Source organism: Dermacoccus nishinomiyaensis (assembly GCF_900447535.1).
In the GTDB taxonomy this organism is placed as follows: domain Bacteria; phylum Actinomycetota; class Actinomycetes; order Actinomycetales; family Dermatophilaceae; genus Dermacoccus; species Dermacoccus nishinomiyaensis.
This window is the reverse complement of the sequence record NZ_UFXX01000001.1, coordinates 876,213-890,692: the sequence shown is the minus strand read 5'-3', so window position 1 is coordinate 890,692 and position 14,480 is coordinate 876,213. Positions and strand designations below refer to the sequence as shown.

The window sequence follows — 14,480 nt, the reverse complement described above, 5'->3', positions numbered from 1 at the left end:
ACTGACAATCCTCCCAGCCTGTGCTTAGCTGAATCACAGGCGGGGAGGGGTCAGCGTTCACCGCGATCCCTGCGGGGGCCGCGCAGAGCATGACGCACCGCCGAGTCCAAAGGAAATCTCGAAAGGTGCCATCATGAAGAAGTTTGCTGGTCTCGCAGCGGTCGGCGTCGGCGCGCTCGCCTTCGCAGGTGCAGGCGCATCGCAGGCGGCTGAGACGCATATCAGCGGTAACCTGCAGTACACGTCGATGACCTACTGGTGCGACAAGGGCAAGCCGAACTTCGCATTCGGCTACCGCACGCTGAACAAGACGGAGTCGCAGGTCACGTTCACGGCTTCGGGCTTCACGCCGCTCGTGACGAAGAACGTCTCGCCCTACACGGCGAGCCGTACCGTTTACGCCGTCGGGGGTTACGCAGGCAAGGCGATCACGGTGACGGCACATGCTGCGTCGACCGGTTCCTCCTTCAGCGTCTCGGGTCGCGTTCCGTCGAGCTGTGCCGGCCTGCCCACTGTCCTTCCGGTCACCGACTGGTCCGCCGCAGGCAAGCCCACCGCGCAGCCGGTGCCGACGAAGCCGGCCCCGACGAAGCCGGCTCCGACCAAGCCCGCGCCGACGAAGCCGGCTCCGACCAAGCCCGCGCCGACGAAGCCGGCTCCCACCACGCCGGCCCCGACCACCACGGGTCAGGGCCCGAAGGTCGAGACGGACCGCGTCGTCACGAACCAGAACGACACCACCGCTGCCGCGGCCGGCCTGGGCGCCCTCGCCCTCGCGGGTGGCGGGCTCGTCGTGGCGCGTCGCGCGCGCCGCTGACGAGCGTCTCGCGATGCACGGTGACGCCGGGGTCCTCGACGGATCCCGGCGTCACCGCGTCCAGGGCGACCTAGACTGACGCCATGAAGAACACCTTGGGGAAGTGTGTCGGCGCGGTCTCGGTCGCGCTCTGTCTGAGTGCGTGTGGTAGCGGTGGGGGAAGCTCGGACAAATCCGTCTCCGTCTCAGCATCGTCGACATCGCCGTCGTCCGTCTCGGTCACGTCGTCCAGCTCCGCGCCCTCGCCGTCGGGCACGGCAGCGTCGAGCACGTCGGCCGCGTCGTCGTCGGCTGCCCCGGCCCCTCAGACCAGCGGCCCATCGTCAGCCCGGCGTCCCAGCGGCTCGGCCACGCCGCGTGCGAGCGCATCGAGCGGCGTCTCCAAACCCGGCGGAGGAAGCGGTGGCGCGAGCGTCGCGGTTCCGAGGTCCGCCGCGGTCAACATCTCGATCCCGAGCATCGGGCTCGATCACAGCATCGTGCCCGGCGGGCTCAACGGGGGCGTGCTGAACCCGCCGAGCGGCGTCATCCAGCAGTTCACCGGATACGGGCGTGTGACCCCGGGCAAGCCGGGCATCAGTGTGCTCGCGGGCCACGTCACCTACAACGGGCCCGACGTGTTCTACAAGCTGTCGAGCGCCCCGGTCGGTGGCCGGGTCACGATCTCCTACGCCGACGGCACGCACAAGGACTTCGTCATCACCTCGAAGGCCAGCGTCGACAAGAACGCGCTGCAGAACGACTCGCGCGTGTGGGGCGCGAGCGCCGCCCCGGTCCTCGCACTCGTCACCTGCGACTCCTCGAGCGGCTGGGCCAACGCGCAGCACCACACCAACAACTTCGTCGTCTGGGCGAGCCCCGCCTGAGATCGGTCCGGCACGGACCTCCGACCGAAGGCCGAACGGCCGACGCCGATGCGATCGTCGATGGCCACGCCGAGCGACGATGGCGGCCAGAGCGTCGAGGCCTCATGCGGGCCGCGTGGCCGCGTTTGGCGTGAGGCGTACGCGGCTACGAAGATGAGCAGGTGAGTGAAACCACCCGACGTCTCGTACTCCTTCGTCACGCCACCGCCGAACCGGCCGGCCCTGACGGTGACGAAGCGCGCCACCTCAGTGACGGTGGCGTGAGCGAGGCCCGCGCCGTCGGCCGGTGGCTCAAGAACGAGGGGCGGCTCGGCGATGTCGTCGTGTGCTCGCCGGCGCTGCGCACCCGCGAGACGTGGGCCGCCATCCAGGACGAGACGGGCCATGGCGTCATCATCACGATGGAGCCCGCCGTCTACGAAGCCGACACGCAGGCGCTGCTGGCCGTCGTCCACGAACTCGACGCGACGGCGCCCGAGGCGACGAGCGCGATCGTCGTCGGCCACGCGCCGGGTTTGCCGCAGCTTGCCCATGACCTGTGTGCCGGCGAGGGCGCGGACATCGATGTCGTCACGCGCGGATTCGTGCCGGCCTCGGCTGCCGTGCTCGAGACCACCGGAGCGTGGACCTCGTTCCTGCCCGGCGGCGCGAGCCTCACCACCGCTCGCCCTGGGACGGCGGGCTGACGCCGCCAGCGAACGCCGCCCTTCGCTGACCGCATCGTGAGATGCGCGTCTCACGATGTTGACCCATGAGTAACCCCGCGACAAAACTATGTGACATGGCACAGGTTCTCGTACTCACGCAGCGTGCGTTCTGATCGGTTCGACCGACACGACGCACGCTGATCCCTCATCGCCGCACAGGCTGGGGGATTTTTTGATGCCAGACCCTCGTGCACGACCTCCAGGTGAAAGTGGTGAGTACTGATGAGCGATACGGCGACGACCGATCGCACACCCACCCCGGGTGACGTCGCGGCGAAGCGCGCAGGCGAGCAGGTGAGCGTCACCGGCGCGCAGAGCCTCGTCCTCGCGCTCGAGGCGCAGGGCGTCGAGACCGTCTTCGGCCTGCCCGGCGGTGCGATCCTGCCGGCCTACGACCCGCTGCTCGACTCGGTCTCCGTCCGCCACATCCTCGTCCGCCACGAGCAGGGCGCCGGTCACGCGGCGCAGGGTTATGCCGCCGCCACCGGCAAGGTCGGCGTCTGCATGGCGACCTCCGGCCCCGGCGCGACGAACCTCGTCACGCCCCTGGCCGACGCGTACATGGACTCCGTGCCGATCGTCGCCATCACCGGCCAGGTCAGCTCCAAGACCATCGGTACGGACGCGTTCCAGGAAGCGGACATCCGCGGCATCACGATGCCGATCACGAAGCACAACTACCTCGTGACGGACCCGGCCGACATCCCGCGCGCCATCGCCGAGGCGTTCCACGTGGCGCGCAGCGGCCGCCCGGGCCCGGTCCTCGTCGACATCACGAAGGACGCGCTCGTGTCGAAGACGACATTCTCGTGGCCGCCGCGCTTCGAACTGCCCGGTTACCGCCCCGTCACGACGCCGCACGCCAAGCAGATCAAGGCGGCCGCCGAGATGATCCGCGCAGCGGAGCGCCCGGTGCTCTACATCGGCGGCGGCGTCATCCGCGCCGAGGCGAGCAAGGAGCTGAAGGCGCTCGCCGAGCAGACGCAGATCCCCGTCGTGACGACGCTCATGGCGCGCGGCGCCTTCCCCGACAGCCACGAGCTGCATCTCGGCATGCCGGGCATGCACGGCAGCGTCCCCGCCGTGACGGCGCTGCAGCGCGCCGACCTGCTCATCACGATCGGCGCCCGCTTCGACGACCGCGTCACCGGTGCGCTCGACAGCTTCGCGCCCGAGGCCAAGGTCATCCACGCCGACATCGACCCGGCCGAGATCAGCAAGAACCGATACGCCGACGTCCCGATCGTGGGCGACGCGCGCGAGGTGCTGCTCGAGCTGGCGCGTGCGCTCGACGACGTCGACACCTCGCGCTACGCGACGTGGCGTGAGACGACGGCGTCGTGGAAGGAGCAGTTCCCGCTCGGCTACGCGACGCCGGAGGACGACAAGCTCGCGCCGCAGTACGTCATCGAACGCATCTCGGCGCTCACCGGGGCCGAGGGCACGTACGTCGCCGGCGTCGGCCAGCACCAGATGTGGGCGGCCCAGTTCGTGACGTACGACCGTCCGAACGCGTGGATCAACTCCGGCGGCCTCGGCACGATGGGCTACTCGGTGCCCGCCGCGATGGGTGCGAAGGCCGCCGAGCCGGAGCGCACCGTCTGGGCGATCGACGGCGACGGCTGCTTCCAGATGACGAACCAGGAGCTCGCGACCTGCGTCATCAACGACATCCCGATCAAGGTCGCCGTCATCAACAACTCGAGCCTCGGCATGGTGCGCCAGTGGCAGACGCTGTTCTACAACGAGCGCTACTCGAACACCGACCTGCACACCTCGCACGGCGGCAGCCGCATCCCCGACTTCGTCAAGCTCGCCGACGCCTACGGCTGCGTGGGCCTGCGCTGCGAGCGGCCCGAGGACGTCGACGCGACGATCAAGCAGGCGCTCGAGATCAACGACCGTCCCGTCGTCATCGACTTCGTCGTGGAGCGCGACGCGATGGTGTGGCCGATGGTGCCCGCCGGCGTGAGCAACGACCTCATCACGATGGCGCGCGACATCACGCCCGTCTGGGATCGCGACGAGGACGACGCCGACGACGTCAACATCCCGGACGAGGACGAGGCGGTCGAAGCGGCCCGCGAGGATGGCGCTGCCACAGCCGACGCCGCGCAGACGAAGGAGCAGCAGCGATGACGACGAACCGCCACATCCTGTCCGTGCTCGTCGAGAACAAGTCGGGTGTGCTCGCGCGCATCTCCGGGCTGATCTCGCGACGCGGGTTCAACATCCACTCCCTCGCCGTGGGGGAGACGGAGGATCCGCACGTCTCGCGCATGACGGTCACGGTCGACGCCGACGACGTCGCGCTCGAGCAGGTCGTCAAGCAGCTCAACAAGCTCGTCGAGGTGCTCAAGGTCGTCGAACTCGACCACGCGAGCGCCATCGAACGTCAGCTCGTGCTGTTCAAGGTGAAGGCTGACGCCGCGACGCGCTCGCAGATCATCGATCTCGTGACGATGTTCCGCGCCAACATCATCGACGTGACCAACGAGTCGGTCGTCATCGAGGCGACGGGCACGCTCACGAAGCTCGAGGCGCTGCTCACGACGCTCGAGCCGTTCGGGATCCGCGAGCTCGTGCAGTCCGGCGTCGTCGGTCTGGGTCGCGGCTCCAAGGCCATCTCGGCGCGCGACAAGAAGAAGAACTGAACTTTCCGCCCGAGTGAGTGCTCGGGCAGAATCGAACCGAACAGGCCGCCGCTTCGATGCGGCGGACGTGATGAAGAGGAGTTTCTCCCGTGGCTGACATGTTCTACGACGACGACGCCGACCTGTCGATCATCCAGGGCAAGAAGGTTGCCGTCATCGGCTATGGCTCGCAGGGCCACGCCCACGCGCTCAACCTGCGCGACTCGGGCGTCGACGTGCGCATCGGCCTCGCCGAGGGCAGCAAGTCGAAGCAGAAGGCCGAGAACGAGGGCCTCACGGTTCTCTCGGTCGCCGACGCGGTGAAGGAAGCCGACGTGGTCGTCATCCTCACGCCCGACCAGGTGCAGCGCACGGTCTACGCGAACGACATCAAGCCCAACCTCAAGCCCGGCACGACGCTGCTGTTCGGCCACGGCTTCAACATCCGCTTCGGCTACATCACGCCCGAGTCGGACGCCGACGTCGTCATGGTCGCGCCGAAGGGCCCCGGCCATCTCGTGCGTCGTGAGTACGTCGACGGTCGCGGCGTGCCCGTCATCGTCGCCGTCGAGCAGGACGCCTCGGGTTCGGCCTGGGATCTCGCGAAGGCGTACGCGAAGGCCATCGGCGGCCTGCGTGCCGGCGGCATCAAGACGACGTTCACCGAGGAGACCGAGACGGACCTGTTCGGTGAGCAGGCCGTCCTGTGCGGTGGCGCGAGCCAGCTCGTCATGTACGGCTTCGAGACGCTGACGGAGGCCGGCTACCAGCCGGAGGTCGCGTACTTCGAGTGCCTGCACGAACTGAAGCTCATCGTCGACCTCATGGTCGAAGGTGGCCTCGCGAAGCAGCGTTGGTCGATCTCCGACACGGCCGAGTTCGGCGACTACGTCTCGGGCCCGCGGGTCATCGACGAGCGCGTCAAGGAGAACATGAAGGCCGTTCTCACCGACATCCAGAACGGCAACTTCGCCAAGCGCTTCATCGACGACCAGGACGCCGGCGCGCCGGAGTTCAAGAAGCTGCGCGAGAAGGGCGCCTCGCACCCGATCGAGAAGACGGGCAAGGAACTGCGTGGCCTCATGTCGTGGCTGAAGGACTCGGACACGGATTCGGACTATGTCGAGGGTTCGGCTGGCCGCTGAGGATCGAGCGAGCGGCGGTAGGACCGGAACGTAGTGAGGATCCTGCCGGAGCGAGCGTTGACGAAGCGGCCGAAAGAAGATGGCCGTTGATCCTGAAGCCTTAGCCGCTGCTGAGCCGGGCCCGGACACCCTTCGAGGTGGCCGGGTTCGGTCATTCTCTGAACGCCTCTCGCACCGCTTGCTCGAAATTGGGAGACTGAACGCATGCCTGAACTTCGCTCACGCACGACGACTCACGGACGCAACATGGCGGGTGCGCGTGCCCTGTGGCGCGCGACCGGCATGGGGGAGGGCGACTTCGGTAAACCGATCGTCGCGATCGCGAACAGCTTCACGCAGTTCGTGCCGGGTCACGTCCACCTCAAGGACATGGGTCAGCTCGTCGCTGGCGCCATCGAGGAGGCCGGCGGCGTCGGGCGTGAGTTCAACACGATCGCCGTCGACGACGGCATCGCGATGGGTCACTCGGGCATGCTGTACTCGCTGCCGAGCCGCGAGGTGATCGCCGACTCCGTCGAGTACATGGTCAACGCGCATCAGGCCGACGCGCTCGTCTGCATCAGCAACTGCGACAAGATCACGCCGGGCATGCTGCTCGCCGCGCTGCGTCTCAACATCCCGACGGTGTTCGTCTCCGGCGGGCCGATGGAGGCCGGCAAGGCCGTCATCGGGGAGGACGGCACGGCTGAGACGCGTCTCGACCTCATCGACGCGATGATCAAGTCGGTCGACGACACGGTCTCCGACGAGGAGATCACGAAGATCGAGCAGAGCGCATGCCCGACGTGCGGCTCGTGCTCGGGCATGTTCACGGCGAACTCGATGAACTGCCTGACGGAGGCGCTCGGTCTGTCGCTGCCGGGCAACGGTTCGACGCTGGCGACGGCCGCCGCGCGCAAGGAACTCTTCCTCGACGCGGGCCGACTCGTCGTCGACCTGTGCCGCACCTACTACGACGGCGACGACGACTCGGTGCTTCCGCGCGCGATCGCCGCGAAGCCGGCGTTCGAGAACGCCATGCGTCTCGACATCGCGATGGGTGGTTCGACGAACACGATCCTGCACCTGCTGGCCGCGGCGCAGGAGGCGGGTGTCGACTTCGACCAGGAGGACATCGACGAGCTCTCGCGCGTCACGCCGTGCCTCGTCAAGGTCGCGCCGAACAGCAACCAGTTCTACATGGAGGACGTGCATCGCGCCGGTGGCATCCCCGCCATCCTCGGTGAGCTGGATCGCGGTGGCATGCTCAACCGCGACGTCCGTTCGGTGCACAGCCCATCGCTCGAGCAGTGGCTCGCGGACTGGGACATCCGCTCGGGTTCAGCCACCGAGAAGGCCACCGAACTGTTCCACGCCGCGCCGGGCGGGGTGCGCACGACGGAGGCGTTCAGCTCGACGAACCGCTGGAAGAGCCTCGACACCGACCCGGAGAACGGCTGCATCCACTCCGTCGAGCACGCCTACACGAGCGAGGGTGGGCTGGCGGTGCTCAGCGGCAACCTCGCCCCCGACGGGTGCATCGTCAAGACGGCCGGCGTGCCCGAGCACCAGTGGAACTTCTCCGGCCCGGCCAAGGTGGCCGAGAGCCAGGAGCAGGCCGTCGAGATGATCCTCAAGGGCGAGATCGACGCCGGCGACGTCGTCGTCGTGCGCTACGAGGGCCCCAAGGGCGGCCCCGGCATGCAGGAGATGCTGTACCCGACGAGCTACCTCAAGGGCGTCGGGCTCGGCCCGAAGTGCGCCCTCATCACCGACGGTCGTTTCTCCGGGGGCTCCTCGGGTCTGTCCGTCGGGCACGTGTCGCCGGAGGCTGCGGCCGGTGGCGCCATCGGTCTCGTGAAGAACGGTGACGTCATCGAGTTCGACATCCCCAACCGTCGCGTCAACCTGCTCGTCGACGACGCCGAACTCGTGCGCCGTCGCGCCGAGCAGGACGAGCGCGGCTGGGAGCCCGTCGACCGTCACCGCCCCGTCTCGGCGGCACTCAAGATCTTCGCGCGCTTCGCGCAGAGCGCCGACAAGGGCGCCGCGCGCAAGGTGGACTGACCACTTCCCTCCCCGGCGACGCCCGCCGCGCCGAACCGATCGGTTCGCCCCGGCGGGCGCCTTCGTCGGCTCCTCGCATGTCCGCTCCGGCGCGGACCTGCGTGATGGCAAGGACTTCATGAGCGCTACGAGCCTCGCTCTCGTGCTGACCGCAGCACTCCTGCACGCCGTGTGGAACATCGCCGCGAAACGCGTCGTGGGGGACGGATACGTCTTCGTCTGGTTCTACGACGTGCTGTCGGCGATCGTGTGGCTGCCGATCGGGTTGGCCGTCCTCGCCTCCCAGGGGTGGCCGCTGACGTGGTCGCTGCTGTGGGCGCCGATCGTCTCCGGCGTCATCCACATCGTCTACCAACTGTGGTTGCAGACCGCCTACGACCGGGCCGACCTCGGCGTCGTCTACCCCCCTCGCGCGCGGCGTCGGACCGTTGCTGACGATGCTTGTCGCTGTCGCGTTCGGGGGCGAACGGCCCGGGCCGGCCGCGCTGCTCGGCGGGCTCGTCATCATCGCGGGCATCGTCGTCGTCGCGAGCGCGCGGGATGGCGAGCGGCATCACAGCGTCGCGGACGGATTGAAGTGGGGCGCGCTGACGGGCGCGGCGATCGCGGGGTACACGCTGTGGGACGACGTGAGCGTCACGCACCTGAGCCTCGACCCGGTCGTCTATTTCGCCCTCGGCACCGCGTGGCAGACGGTCCTGCTGACGCCGGGGCTCGAACGCTCGCGCCGGGCGGGCGCCGAGGTCGCCGCCATCTGTCGGCGCTGGTGGCGGGAGGCCGCCGTCATCGCCGTGCTGTCGCCGCTCGCGTACGTCCTCGTCCTCGTCGCGATGCAGTCGACGCCCGTGGCCCTCGTCGCACCGGCACGGGAGAGCAGCATCGTCGTCGGTGCGCTGCTCGGGGCGTGGATGTTCAAGGAGCGCGGGGTGGCGCGCAAGCTCGTCGGCGCGCTTGTCGTGCTCGCAGGGATCGCCTTGGTGGCGAGCGCCTGACGGCTGCGCCCTGCGCGGTTCGCATCGCGAGACCTGCGTTTCGCATGGCAAGACGAGCAGCTAATCTGCGGGGCATGAGCAACATCGATCTCGCAGTCATCGCAGGCGACGGAATCGGCCCCGAGGTCGTCACCGAAGGCCTCAAGGTTCTCGACGCCGTGACCGACGGCGGGGTGAGTACGACGCAGTACGACCTCGGCGCCAAGCGTTGGCACGCGACGGGGGAGACGCTGCCCGACTCGGCGCTCGAGGAGATCCGCGGCCACGAGGCGATCCTGCTCGGGGCGATCGGTGACCCCAGCGCGCCGAGCGGCCTGCTGGAGCGCGAGCTGCTGCTGCGCATCCGGTTCGAGCTCGACCACTACATCAACCTGCGCCCCAGCAAGCTGATGCCGGGTGTCTCGACGCCGCTTCGTGAGGACATTGCGCGCGGCGGCATCGACTTCGTCGTCGTCCGTGAAGGCACCGAGGGCCCGTACACCGGCAACGGTGGTGCGCTGCGTGTCGGCACGCCGCACGAGATGGCGACCGAGGTGAGCGTCAACAGCCGCTTCGGCATCGAGCGCACCGTCCGCGACGCGTTCGAGCGCGCGAACAGGCGTGAGCGCAAGAAGCTGACGCTGCTGCACAAGCACAACGTGCTCTCGTATGCGGGCCACCTGTGGCGCCGCACCGTCGAGGAGGTCGGTGCCGAATACCCCGACGTCACGCACGACTACGCGCACATCGACGCGGCGATGATCTACCTCGTCACCGATCCCTCGCGCTTCGACGTCATCGTCACCGACAACCTGTTCGGCGACGTCGTCACCGACCTTGCCGCGGCCGTGACCGGCGGCATCGGGCTCGCCGCATCGGGCAACATCAACCCCGAAGGAAATGCGCCGAGCATGTTCGAGCCCGTGCACGGCTCGGCCCCCGACATCGCCGGCCAGGGCAAGGCCGACCCGACGGCGACGATCCTGTCGACCGCGCTGCTGCTCGAACACCTCGGGCGCGGCGACGAGGCACGCCGTGTCGAAAAGGCCGTCGCCGAGGATGTCGCGTCACGCGGTGACGCCACCCGCTCGACGTCGCAGATCGGTGACGCGATCGCCGCCCGCCTCTGACATCTTCCCGATGCTGGCCGGGTTTCGCGGCGCGGGTGCCGCGAAACCCGGGCAACATCGTCGACGCTCCGCGCTCGCCCCGGACCCGATGACGCCCGCCGTGCTGCTTCGGCGTTAACCTGGGGCCACACAGTGACGCATCCCACTTTTTGCCAACTTGGAGAAGACCATGGCCCTGACGTTCCCGATGACGCCGAACCCCGCCCCGCGCGCTGACGCGGAGCGCGCCGAGATCCTGAGCAACCCCGGTTTCGGACAGAAGTTCAGCGACCACATGGTCGTCTCGATCTGGCGCGAGGGCTCCGGGTGGGGTGACGGCGAGGTCAAGGCGTACGGCCCGTTCCAGCTCGACCCGGCGGCGGCCGTCCTGCACTACGCGCAGGAGATCTTCGAGGGCATGAAGGCCTACCGTCACGAGGACGGTTCGGTCTGGACGTTCCGCCCCGAGAAGAACGCGGCGCGCTTCAACCGTTCGGCGAAGCGTCTCGCGCTGCCCGAGATGGACGAGAACGACTTCGTCGAGTCGCTGAAGGCGCTCGTCAAGGCTGACGAGTCGTGGGTGCCCGCGTTCGACGCCGGCGAGGCGAGCCTCTACCTGCGCCCGTTCATGTTCGCGTCCGAGGCGTTCCTCGGGGTGCGTCCGAGCCGCGAGGTGACCTACTGCGTCATCGCCTCGCCCGCGGGTGCGTACTTCAAGGGCGGCGTGAAGCCGGTGTCGCTGTGGTTGTCGCGCGACTACTCGCGTGCCGGCGTCGGTGGCACGGGCGCCGCGAAGTGCGGCGGCAACTACGCGAGCTCGCTCGCCGCACAGATCGAGGCGAACGAGCGCGGCTGCGACCAGAGCGTCTTCCTCGACTCGGTCGAGGGCAAGTACGTCGAGGAGCTCGGCGGCATGAACGTCTTCTTCGTGACCAAGGACGGCGAGCTCGTCACGCCGCAGCTCACCGGCACGATCCTCGAGGGCGTCACGCGCGACTCGATCCTCGAACTCGCGAAGGACCTGGGCCTCACGCCCGTCGAACGTCGCGTGACGATCGAGGAGTGGATCGAGGGCTGCAACGACGGCACGATCAGCGAGATCTTCGCGTGTGGCACGGCCGCCGTCGTCACGCCCGTGGGGCGTCTCGTGTGGACGGACGGTGAGGTGACGTCCGGACCCGAGGGCGAGGCCGGCCCGTACGCGACGAAGATCCGCGAGGCACTCCTCGCGATCCAGAAGGGCACCGCGGAGGACACGCGCGGCTGGATGACGCGCCTGGTCTGACGACGGGCCGCGCCCCATGACGACTGCTCGGTGTGACGGCCCGGCATCCCGCGCGACGGGTGCCGGGCCGATCCCGCGTCTCGTCGCGAGTGACCTCGACGGCACCCTGCTCGACACCGACGGGCGCGTCAGCGATCACACGCGCACGGTGTGGTCGGGGCTCGGTGCGCGCGGCATCGAGACGATCGTCGTCACCGCGCGTCCACCGCGCTGGCTCGATCACCTCGCGGAACTCGTGGGTGCTGCCGGATCGCCGGAGTCGACAGCCGACGAAGTCGGCGCCCACACCCTGGCGATCTGCGCGAACGGGGCGTTCGTCTACGACCTCGCGACACGGCGCGTCATCGAGGCCGATGGATTCACCGCGGATGAGGCACTCGCCGTCGTCGAGCACCTGCGGCGACGCTTCCCGGATGCGGGAGCGGCCGTCGAGACCGAGCGTGGCATGTTCCGAAGCGCCGCCTACCCGGACGCCCACGCCGGCATGCCGGCGCACGACGCCGCCGTCCGTGACTGTGAGCTGACCGCGCTGCCGCCCGACGTCGTCGTCGGCAAGATTCTGCTGCGCGACGAGGCGTGGCGCGGCGATGCGTTCGTCGAGGCGTTGACGGAGTGCCTCGGTGGGCGTGGAGTGCTGGCCTACTCAGGAGCGGCAGGGCTTGCGGAGATCAGCGCCCCGGGCGTGACGAAAGCGGCCCGCCTCGAGGCCTGGTGCGCGGAGCGGGGCATCGAGGCGAACGACGTGTGGGCCTTCGGCGACATGCCCAACGACATCCCGATGCTGACATGGGCCGGGCGCGGCGTCGCCGTCGAGAACGCTCACGACGAGGTGCTCGCGATCGCCGACGACACCTGTGGCCCCCACGATGCCGACGGCGTCGCCCGCTACCTCGAACGCCACCTCACCCTCGATTGCCACCCCTGATCCTCAGCGGCTGATCCTGTTCACGTCGGCGAATCTCGTCCCCCTCTGCGACTTTCGTCCATATTCGCGATTCATCGACCAGGTTGAGAACGGTTCCAGAAGTGGACGTCAGTCGCAGATGTCTCAGGGCGCGGGGGCGGCACGGTCCAGCACGTCGAGCAGGCGTCGTCGCAACTCCTGCGACCGCTCGGCGAACTCTCGCTGACGACGAACGTACTCAGCGCGCCCGCGCGGCGTCTCGACGGGGACGACGCCGTAGCCGAGGCCGCGCACGTCGTAGGGGCTGGCCTCCATGTCGAGGGTGCGGATCTCCTTGGCGAGTTCGAACGCGTCGAGCACGAGGTCACTCGGGACGAGAGGCGCGAGTTTGTGCGCCCACTTGTAGACATCCATCCCTGCGTGCAGGCACGCAGGCTGTTCGAACTCGACCTGACGCTCGCGCGTCGGGCGCTCGCGATTCAGTTCGACGGCGTCGGGCGTGAAGAAGCGGTAGGCGTCGAAATGCGTGCAGCGGATGTCGGCGGCCTCGACGACGTCGTCCGTCGCGGCCTGGCTCAGGCGCAGCGGCAACTGCTCGTGACGCTGCTCGCCCGGCGCGAGCTTGTAGACCATCGCCCACTCGTGCATCCCGAAGCACCCCAGGTGCGGTGCGCGCGCGAGCGTCGCGGTGAGCAGCGACCTGACGAACGCGATGGTGCCGTCGCGTGCGTCGACGAACTCGTCGACGTCAAGGACATCGGCATCCCCCTCGGCCGTCGTGATGCGGCGGGTGAACCGGTCGTCGGTGATGGGCGTGCGACCGCGCTCGTCGACGAGCAACGCGACGCCTGCGCCCGGGTGCCAGCGCCGCAGCTTGCCGGGGGAGTAGGAGTAGTAGACGAAGAGGAAATCCTCGACGGGATGCTTGCGGTGCTCCTTGCGACGACCGAGATGCGGTTCGACGTGCGGGGCCACGCGTGCCTCGTGGGCGGCGACCGCCTCGCGCCACTGCGCCGGCGTCATCACCTCGACCTGCTCCCTCACCCGTCGATCCTAGAACTCGACCCACGGCGCTGCGCTCCACCGCCTGCTGCCGACACACCCCGTCAGCGGGCCGGCGACGACGAAATAGGATGGGCACATGCGTATCGCGAGGTTCACGACGGGTGATGACCCGATGTTCGGTCTGGTCGACGGGGCGGGCGAGAAGATCGCCGAGATCACGGGCGACCCGCTCTACACGAAGATCGAGCTGACGGGTGCCGTCCACCAGGTCGACGACGTGCGTCTGCTCGCGCCCGTCATCCCGCGCTCCAAGATCGTCGCCATCGGCAAGAACTACGCCGAGCACGCGCGCGAGATGGGCGGCGAGGCGCCGAAGGAACCGCTCATGTTCCTCATCCCGAACACCGCCGTCGTCGGCCCGAACGACCCCGTCGTCATGCCGTCGATCAGCGAGCGCGTCGACTTCGAGGGCGAACTCGCCGTCGTCATCGGGCGCATGTGCAAGAAGGTGAGCGTCGAGGAAGCGATGAAGGTCGTCTTCGGCTACACGATCGCGAACGACGTCACCGCCCGCGACCTTCAGAAGAGTGACGGCCAGTGGTCGCGCGCCAAGGGCTTCGACACGTTCTGCCCGCTCGGGCCGTGGATCGAGACCGAGCTCGACCCGTCCGCCACGCGCGTGACGACGCGCGTCGACGGAGAGGTGAAGCAGGACGGGCCGACGTCCGACATGATCCACGACGTCGCGCAGCTCATCTCGCACGCGTCGCAGGCGTTCACGCTGCTGCCGGGGGACGTCATCCTCACCGGCACCCCCGAGGGTGTCGGCCAGGTGCGGGCGGGGCAGCGCGTCGAGGTCGAGATCCCCGAGATCGGCGTGCTCGCCAACACCTACGTCGCTGACGAGGACGACGCCTGACGGCGCCCATTCCGGGCGGCTGAAGCGATGCGATATGGGCAGCCTCACACCTCGTCAGGTCGCAACCGGTGAG

General features: G+C 68.7%; 14 protein-coding genes. 12 read left to right on the top strand and 2 right to left on the bottom strand.

The genetic code is table 11. The features are described 5' to 3' along the window. Positions 1-133 precede the first annotated feature (133 nt). On the top strand, positions 134-817 hold the full coding sequence (locus tag DYE07_RS14885; RefSeq protein WP_174897344.1) for a hypothetical protein: 684 nt from the start codon (positions 134-136) through the stop codon (positions 815-817). 70 nt (positions 818-887) lie between these two features. Here the strand turns inward: DYE07_RS14885 and DYE07_RS14650 are convergent, their stop codons facing one another. After that, positions 888-1,088, bottom strand: a complete 201-nt coding sequence (locus DYE07_RS14650) for a hypothetical protein (RefSeq protein ID WP_050786539.1) — start codon at positions 1,086-1,088, stop codon at positions 888-890. Between the two features lie 172 nt (positions 1,089-1,260). Here DYE07_RS14650 and DYE07_RS14645 point away from each other — a divergent pair, with 172 nt between their 5' ends. From DYE07_RS14645 to DYE07_RS04145, 10 genes are all read left to right on the top strand, one after another. Continuing rightward, complete coding sequence (locus DYE07_RS14645) at positions 1,261-1,683, top strand: class F sortase (RefSeq protein ID WP_255356535.1); 423 nt, start codon at positions 1,261-1,263, stop codon at positions 1,681-1,683. 161 nt (positions 1,684-1,844) lie between these two features. Then, positions 1,845-2,369: a SixA phosphatase family protein gene (locus tag DYE07_RS04185; RefSeq protein ID WP_074046182.1), complete on the top strand. Its 525-nt coding sequence runs from the start codon at positions 1,845-1,847 to the stop codon at positions 2,367-2,369. Between the two features lie 243 nt (positions 2,370-2,612). Further along, positions 2,613-4,529, top strand: a complete 1,917-nt coding sequence (locus DYE07_RS04180; RefSeq protein ID WP_006946012.1) for an acetolactate synthase large subunit — start codon at positions 2,613-2,615, stop codon at positions 4,527-4,529. Then, positions 4,526-5,044, top strand: a complete 519-nt coding sequence (gene ilvN / locus DYE07_RS04175; protein WP_006946034.1) for an acetolactate synthase small subunit — start codon at positions 4,526-4,528, stop codon at positions 5,042-5,044. Before DYE07_RS04180 ends, ilvN begins: the two co-directional genes overlap by 4 nt. An 89-nt stretch (positions 5,045-5,133) precedes the next feature. Continuing rightward, the gene (ilvC, locus tag DYE07_RS04170) at positions 5,134-6,168 is read left to right on the top strand and encodes a ketol-acid reductoisomerase (RefSeq protein ID WP_006945953.1); all 1,035 of its coding nucleotides are present in this window, start codon (positions 5,134-5,136) and stop codon (positions 6,166-6,168) included. A gap of 204 nt (positions 6,169-6,372) precedes the next feature. Continuing rightward, entirely contained in the window at positions 6,373-8,214 is a 1,842-nt protein-coding gene (gene ilvD, locus DYE07_RS04165; protein ID WP_006945871.1) for a dihydroxy-acid dehydratase, read from the top strand. Between the two features lie 437 nt (positions 8,215-8,651). Continuing rightward, on the top strand, positions 8,652-9,206 hold the full coding sequence (locus DYE07_RS15330) for an EamA family transporter (RefSeq protein WP_337905409.1): 555 nt from the start codon (positions 8,652-8,654) through the stop codon (positions 9,204-9,206). Between the two features lie 74 nt (positions 9,207-9,280). After that, positions 9,281-10,315 carry a 3-isopropylmalate dehydrogenase gene (locus DYE07_RS04155; RefSeq protein WP_083607309.1) on the top strand — a complete coding sequence of 345 codons (1,035 nt, stop codon included), beginning with the start codon at positions 9,281-9,283 and terminating at the stop codon, positions 10,313-10,315. A gap of 169 nt (positions 10,316-10,484) precedes the next feature. Beyond that, a complete protein-coding gene (locus DYE07_RS04150) occupies positions 10,485-11,579 on the top strand; it encodes a branched-chain amino acid aminotransferase (RefSeq protein ID WP_074046184.1) in 1,095 nt (364 codons plus the stop codon). 16 nt (positions 11,580-11,595) lie between these two features. Then, positions 11,596-12,504, top strand: coding sequence for an HAD family hydrolase (locus DYE07_RS04145; protein WP_074046185.1), 909 nt, complete (start codon positions 11,596-11,598; stop codon positions 12,502-12,504). A gap of 123 nt (positions 12,505-12,627) precedes the next feature. Here DYE07_RS04145 and DYE07_RS04140 read toward each other — a convergent pair whose 3' ends face one another. Then, complete coding sequence (locus DYE07_RS04140; protein ID WP_337905410.1) at positions 12,628-13,527, bottom strand: 3-methyladenine DNA glycosylase; 900 nt, start codon at positions 13,525-13,527, stop codon at positions 12,628-12,630. A gap of 97 nt (positions 13,528-13,624) precedes the next feature. On the opposite strand from DYE07_RS04140, the gene DYE07_RS04135 reads away from it, so the two are divergent. After that, positions 13,625-14,407 carry a fumarylacetoacetate hydrolase family protein gene (locus DYE07_RS04135; RefSeq protein WP_038567485.1) on the top strand — a complete coding sequence of 261 codons (783 nt, stop codon included), beginning with the start codon at positions 13,625-13,627 and terminating at the stop codon, positions 14,405-14,407. The last annotated feature ends 73 nt before the right edge of the window (positions 14,408-14,480 follow it).

Excerpts from the sequence above, each read along its gene's own strand:
- DYE07_RS14885 (WP_174897344.1), top strand. The coding sequence starts at position 134 with ATGAAGAAGTTTGCTGGTCTCGCAGCGGTCGGCGTCGGCGCGCTCGCC.
- DYE07_RS04180 (WP_006946012.1), top strand. The coding sequence starts at position 2,613 with ATGAGCGATACGGCGACGACCGATCGCACACCCACCCCGGGTGACGTC.
- ilvN (WP_006946034.1), top strand. The coding sequence starts at position 4,526 with ATGACGACGAACCGCCACATCCTGTCCGTGCTCGTCGAGAACAAGTCG.
- ilvD (WP_006945871.1), top strand. The coding sequence starts at position 6,373 with ATGCCTGAACTTCGCTCACGCACGACGACTCACGGACGCAACATGGCG.
- DYE07_RS15330 (WP_337905409.1), top strand. The coding sequence starts at position 8,652 with ATGCTTGTCGCTGTCGCGTTCGGGGGCGAACGGCCCGGGCCGGCCGCG.
- DYE07_RS04155 (WP_083607309.1), top strand. The coding sequence starts at position 9,281 with ATGAGCAACATCGATCTCGCAGTCATCGCAGGCGACGGAATCGGCCCC.
- DYE07_RS04150 (WP_074046184.1), top strand. The coding sequence starts at position 10,485 with ATGGCCCTGACGTTCCCGATGACGCCGAACCCCGCCCCGCGCGCTGAC.
- DYE07_RS04145 (WP_074046185.1), top strand. The coding sequence starts at position 11,596 with ATGACGACTGCTCGGTGTGACGGCCCGGCATCCCGCGCGACGGGTGCC.
- DYE07_RS04135 (WP_038567485.1), top strand. The coding sequence starts at position 13,625 with ATGCGTATCGCGAGGTTCACGACGGGTGATGACCCGATGTTCGGTCTG.